5 protein-coding genes and 1 pseudogene are annotated in these 6,057 nt (G+C 71.2%); 4 read left to right on the top strand and 2 right to left on the bottom strand.

Annotation, left to right across the window (positions count from 1 at the left end):
- On the bottom strand, positions 1 to 1,089 hold a 1,089-nt coding region (locus ABZ281_RS33405; RefSeq protein WP_356661617.1), incomplete at its 3' end, for an FAD/NAD(P)-binding oxidoreductase.
- A gap of 1 nt (position 1,090) precedes the next feature.
- Positions 1,091 to 1,279, bottom strand: coding sequence for a ferredoxin (locus ABZ281_RS33400; protein ID WP_031108213.1), 189 nt, complete (start codon positions 1,277 to 1,279; stop codon positions 1,091 to 1,093).
- A 335-nt stretch (positions 1,280 to 1,614) separates the two neighbouring features.
- Here ABZ281_RS33400 and ABZ281_RS33395 point away from each other — a divergent pair, with 335 nt between their 5' ends.
- From ABZ281_RS33395 to ABZ281_RS33380, 4 genes and pseudogenes are all read left to right on the top strand, one after another.
- Entirely contained in the window at positions 1,615 to 2,964 is a 1,350-nt protein-coding gene (locus tag ABZ281_RS33395) for a glutamine synthetase family protein (protein ID WP_356661615.1), read from the top strand.
- Positions 2,965 to 2,992: 28 nt separating this feature from the next.
- The gene (locus ABZ281_RS33390; protein ID WP_356661613.1) at positions 2,993 to 4,279 is read left to right on the top strand and encodes a cytochrome P450; all 1,287 of its coding nucleotides are present in this window, start codon (positions 2,993 to 2,995) and stop codon (positions 4,277 to 4,279) included.
- A 137-nt stretch (positions 4,280 to 4,416) separates the two neighbouring features.
- On the top strand, positions 4,417 to 5,799 hold the full coding sequence (locus ABZ281_RS33385; RefSeq protein WP_356661611.1) for an FAD-binding oxidoreductase: 1,383 nt from the start codon (positions 4,417 to 4,419) through the stop codon (positions 5,797 to 5,799).
- 70 nt (positions 5,800 to 5,869) lie between these two features.
- Positions 5,870 to 5,983, top strand: a pseudogene (locus ABZ281_RS33380) (LacI family transcriptional regulator); the annotation flags it as partial.
- Positions 5,984 to 6,057: the final 74 nt, after the last annotated feature.

The following is a 6,057-nucleotide window of genomic DNA, read 5'->3' as shown; positions in this document are numbered from 1 at the left end:
GTGGTAACCGACCAGCACGTCCCCCGAGGGGTCTCCGTCGAGGACACGGACATCGCCGAGTCCCAGGACGGGCGCCCCGAAGGACTGCAACCGGAAGTCGTGCTGGTCGCTCCAGAAGGTGGGGAGCGGCGCGAAGGGCGCCAGGCCGGCGTCGCCGCCGACGAGTACCTTCGCCGCGTGCTTGGCCGAGTCCGTCGGCACCGACCAGTGCTCGACCCGCCGGGGCGCTCCGTCGTAGCGGGCGTTGGGGAAGCGGGCGACATCGCCCACCGCGACGACATCGGGACGGCCGCCGACGCGCAAGTGCGCGTCGGTGAGCACACCGTCGCCCAGGTCGAGTCCGTTGCCCTCCAGCCACTCGGTGTTGGCGACCGATCCCACGGACTCCACCACCACATCGGCGGGCAGCACGGACCCGTCACCGAGCACGACGCCGGTGACATGGTCCCCGCCCTCGAATCCGGCGACCTCCGCACCGAGCACGAAGCGGACCCCGCGCTCCTCGTGCCGCCTGCGCAGTTCGCGGGCGAGCAGTTCTCCGAGCGGCCCGACCATCGGCAGCGGCAGCGGATCGACGACGGTCACCTCGGCGGCACCGAGGCCGACCGCCGTGGCGGCCACCTCGCAGCCGATGAACCCGGCGCCGACCACGACGACCCGCGCACCGGGCCGGGTCAGCCCGTCCCGCAGCACCTGGGCGTCGTCGATGGTCCGGACCGTGTGGCGGCCGGCGACCGGCCCGGGGCAGCGCAGCCGACGGGGCCGCATCCCGGTGGCGACGACCAGACCGTCGTACGAGAGCACCGCGCCGTCGTCGAGTTCGACGGTCCGGCCGGCGAGCCGGGCGGAGACGATCCTCGTGCCCAGCCGCCACTCCACATCCGTCGCGGAGGCCTTCGGCGTGAAGGCCAGGGAGGCGAAGGCCGCCTTGCCCGCGAGGACCTCCTTGGACAGCGGGGGCCGGTTGTACGGCGGATGCGGCTCGTCGCCGATCACCGTGATGCCGCCGGTCCAGCCCGTGGCGCGCAGCTGCTCGGCCGCCCGCAGTCCGCCGAGGGAGGCGCCTGCGACGATCATGCGCCCGCTCATGTCAGTCCTCGATCCGGATGGCCTGCAGCGGACAGACGTCCGCGGCCTCCTCGACCTCGTCGCGCAGGGCGTCGTCGGGGTCGGGGACGTAGGCCAGGCGGCCGTCGTCGTCCATCCGGAAGACATCGGGGGCCGAGAAGACGCACTGACCGTGGTCCTGGCACTTGTTCATGTCGACGACGACCTTCATGGCCGGTCCTCCTGAATGTGAGGGCGTCGAAGCGGAAGGGAAAGGGGCCCGGCCGGAAGGGCCGGGCCCCGGCCAACGGGGTGCGTGAGAAGCACCCCGAACTCGTTTGGCTTCAAACAAGGTAGGCAGGGGCAGGGGTCTGGTCAAGAGCTATCCGGATGGATAAATTCTTGCTCCGGCCCTCTTGCGGGGCCCCTCGCCCCGCCTTACCGTTTGGCGTCAAACAACCACCGGGCGGTCCTGGCTCCGCCGCGCCCGGACGCTCGCTCTCACGCCACCCGCCTCCCCGGCCCCCTGTCCCGGAGGTGTCCCGACGTCCGCCCGAGGAGACAACGGTGAGCGCTCACGATTCTGAAGAAGTCCGCCGCCACATGGACCGGCTCGCCGCCGACGGCATCGACGTGGTCCGGGTGACCTATCCCGACCTGATCGGCACCGACCGGGCGCGTGACGTGCTGCTCGAAGAGCTGCCCCGGGCCTGTGAGCACGGCCTGGCGTTCTGCCGGGCCGTCTACCACACCAGCCCGCAGGGGGACGTCGTCCCGGTCAGCGGCGGGCTGGACGCGGGGCTGCCGGACATCTGCGTCCGTCCGGACCTCGCCACGCTGGTGCCGCTGCCCTGGGAGCCGGGGGTGGCCGCCTGTCTGGGCGAGGTCGTCGACCCGGCGACCGGCGCTCCCGCACCCGAGTCGCCCCGCGATCTGCTGCGGTCCGTCCTCGCCCGGTGCGCCGAGCACGGGCTGCGGCCGGTCGTCGGACCGGAGCTCGAGTACTTCCTGTGCGAGCGGGACACGTCCGGCGGCTGGCGCCGCTACGCGCCCGACCCCGGGGTCGTCTACACCGCGGGCCTGCGCGCCGACCCGGACAACCACCTGCTGCGCACCCTGCGCCACGTACGCGATCTGCGGGTCGGGGCGATCAGCGGCAACCACGAGTTCGACGGCGGCCAGATCGAGATCAACCTGGTCCACTCGGACGGCGTGTCGGCCGCCGACCGCTCCTTCCGCTTCAAGGCCGCGATCAAGGAACTGGCCCGCAAGGAGGGCCGGCTGGCCACCTTCATGGCCAAGCCCTTCAACGACGCGGGCGGCTCCGGCTTCCACCTCCACCTGTCCTGCGACGACGAACAGGGCCGCAACACCTTCGACGACCCGTCGGGCGCGTACGGCCTGTCCACCACCGCCCGGCACGCCGTCGCCGGTGTCCTCGCCCACGCTCCGGCCCTCGCCGCGCTGCTCAACCCCACGATCAACTCGTACAAACGCTTCGGCCCGGACACCCTCGCGCCCTGGCTGATCGACTGGGGGCTGGACAACCGCAGCGCCATGGTGCGCATCCCGCCCGAGCGCGGAACCGGCGCCCGGCTCGAACTACGGCTGGGGGACGCGAGCGCCAACCCCTATCTGGCGATCGCCGGGACGGCCGCCGCCGCGCTGCTGGGCGTGCTGGCCGGCGAGGAGCCGCCCGCCCCCCTGGAGGGCTACGGCTACGACACCGCCCGCTCCGCCGTGCTGCCGCAGACCCTGTCCGCCGCGCTGGACGCGCTGGAGGCGGACACATCCCTGACCGACCTGCTCGGCAAGGGATTCACCACGTCCTTCCTCTCCTACAAGCGCGACGAGGTCGAACGCTTCCACCGGCATGTCACGGACTGGGAGTTCACCGAGTACGCCTACCACCTGTGACGCCCCCTGTGACGCCGAGGAGCTGCCGATGACCACCGAGACCCCGACCGACGCCGTGCGCGAGCCGTTGCCCCTCGCCGACGTGGACCTCGCCGACCTGGACCGCTTCACCGACGGTGTGACGCCGTGGCGGATGTTCCACACCCTGCGCCACGAGGACCCGGTGCACTGGCAGCCCGAGGAGGCACCCAACTCCGGCTTCTGGTCCCTGACCCGGCACGAGGACATCGTGCGGGTCGACCGTGACGCCGAGACGTTCACCTCGACGAAGTTCGTCAACCTCGAAGAGGTCGACGACGACCAGATCAACAAGCGCGCCTCGATCCTCGAACTGGACGGGGTGCGGCACCGGGCGCTGCGGAGCCTGATCCAGCGGCAGTTCGGCGCGAACGTGATCAACGGTTACACCGACTTCCTGCGCGGACTGACCGCGAGGACCCTCGACGCCGCCCTCGCCAAGGGCCGCTTCGACTTCGTCGAGGACGTCTCGGCGGACTTCCCCATCAACGTGCTCGCCCGGCTGCTGGACGTGCCCCCCGAGGACAACCGGAAGCTCATCGACTGGGGCAACCGCATCATCGGCCACACCGACCCCGACTACGCCGACGTCCTGCTGCACAGCGAGGAGAGCGAGCAGTACCGCGACCTGCCGTTCCGCTCCCCCGCCTCGCTGGAGGTCTTCGAGTACGGCCGAAAGCTGGCCCGGCGGCGCCAGGGCGGCGACGGCACCGATCTGGTCTCCCGCCTGGTCAACACCACGCCCCGCGACGGAGTCCCGCTCTCCGCGCAGGACTTCGACAACTACTTCCTGCTCCTGGTCGTCGCCGGCAACGAGACCACCCGGCACACCATCTCCCACTCGATGCTGGCCCTCATCCAGCACCCCGAGCAGCTGGCCCGCCTCCAGGAGGACCCCTCGCTGATCCCGGCCGCGGTCGAGGAGTTCCTGCGCTGGGCCTCCCCCGTCTACCACTTCCGCCGCACCGCCACCCGCGATGTCGAGCTGGGCGGCAAGCGCGTGAAGGAGGGCGACAAGGTGGTGATGTGGTTCGCCTCCGGCAACCGCGACGAGGAGATCTTCGGCAATCCCTACGACTTCGACGTCACGCGCCGCGACAACGACCACGTCACCTTCGGCAAGGGCAGTCCCCACCTGTGCCTGGGCAACCTGCTCGCCCGCACCGAGATCCGCATCATGTTCGAGGAACTGATCCCGCGCCTGGCGGACATCCGCCTGAGCGGTGACGTCCCGAGGGTCCGCTCCAACTTCGTCAACGGGATCAAGAAGCTGCCGGTCGAGGTCACCCTGGCCTGACGCGAGCTTCCGGGCGGAGGGATCGGAACCGGCACGGCCCTCCCCCCGGCGGCGGCGAATGCTCCGGACATGCGTCGCTCCGCGGTCGGCGAGAGGCTGGTGGTGTCAGCACGAGCAAGCGTCCCGAGGAGATCGTCATGGACACCGCCACCCTGGAAGAGATGCGGACGACGCTGCGGGGGCCGGTGATCGGCCCGCGGGACGCCGGTTACGACGAGGCTCGCAAGATCTACAACGCGATGATCGACAAACGGCCCGCCGCCCTCGTGCCCTGCACGGACACCGCCGATGTGATGGCCGCGGTCACCTACGTCCGCGACCACGGCCTGGAACTCGCCGTGCGGGGCGGCGGGCACAGCGGGCCCGGCCTGTGCCTGGTGGACGACGGCGTGACGGTCGACCTCTCGCCGATGCGCTGGGTGCGGGTCGACCCGCAGGCGCGGACCGCCGAGGTCGGCGGCGGCAGCAGGCTCGGCGATCTCGACCACGCCACCCAGGCCTTCGGCCTTGCCACCCCCACCGGCATCATCTCCATGACGGGTGTCGGGGGGCTCACCCTCGGCGGCGGCCACGGCTACCTCACCCGCAAGTTCGGGCTGACCGTGGACAACCTGATCGCCGCGGACGTGGTGCTGGCGGACGGCAGTTTCGTCACGGCGAGCGAGAGCGAGCACCCGGATCTGTTCTGGGCCCTGCGGGGCGGCGGCGGCAACTTCGGCATCGCGACCTCCCTCACCTACCGGCTGCACCCGGTCGGCACGGTCGGCGCCGGGGTGACTCTCTGGCCGGTCGACAGCACACGTGAAGTGCTGGCCTGGTACCGCGAGTTCCTCCCGCAGGCCCCCGAGGACGTCTACGGGTTCTTCGCCGTCCTCGTCGTCCCGCCCGGCCCGCCCTTCCCCGAGGAGCTCCACGGCAAGAAGGTGTGCGCCGTCGTGTGGTGCTGCACAGGTGACCTGGACGGTCTCGACGAGACCCTCTCGGTGGTGAACGACGCGGGCCGGCCGGCCTTCCACTTCACGACGCCGATGCCGTACGACGCGTTGCAGGGCATGTTCGACGAACTGATCCCGGCCGGCTACCAGTGGTACTGGCGGGGCGACTTCTTCGACAGCATCCCCGACGCCGCCCTGGACGTGCACCTCGAGTACGGCCGGAGCAACCCCACGCCGCTGTCCCTGATGCACCTCTACCCCATCGACGGAGCCGCCCACCGGGTCGGCCCGGACGACACCGCGTGGAGCTACCGGGACGCACGCTGGTCCGGCGTTTTCGCCGGCGTCGACCCCGACCCGGCCAACGCCGAGACGATCAGGCGGTGGTGCGTGGGCTACCAGGAGGCACTGCACCCGTACTCGATGGGCGGCTCGTACGTGAACTTCATGGGCTCGGGCGAGGGCCAGGAGCGGGTCCGGGCGACGTACCGAGACCACTACGACCGCCTCGCCCGGGTCAAGCGGACCTACGACCCGGACAACCTCTTCCACGCCAACCAGAACATCGAACCGGCGCGGGGGTGACGACCACCGTCCCGACGGCTTGAGCAGGAGGTACGTGGGCGGACAGCACCCCACGGGGGACCCGCAGGCCATGCCGTACGAGGAACTGGGCCGCTCCGCCGTACGGCTGGCGCTCGAAGGGGAGGCTCCGGGTGAGGACCACGTGGAGCTGAGCACCCGGCTGGTGATCCGGCAGTCGGTCCGCGGTTCCGGCGCCCGCCTCGGCGACGGCGAGATCGCCGCGGGCGACGGCGAGAACGGCCGGCGCGACAAGGTCGT

The sequence above is a fragment of the Streptomyces sp. NPDC006265 genome, from assembly GCF_040613555.1.
GTDB lineage: Bacteria > Actinomycetota > Actinomycetes > Streptomycetales > Streptomycetaceae > Streptomyces.
This window is presented reverse-complemented; position numbering and strand designations above follow the sequence as displayed.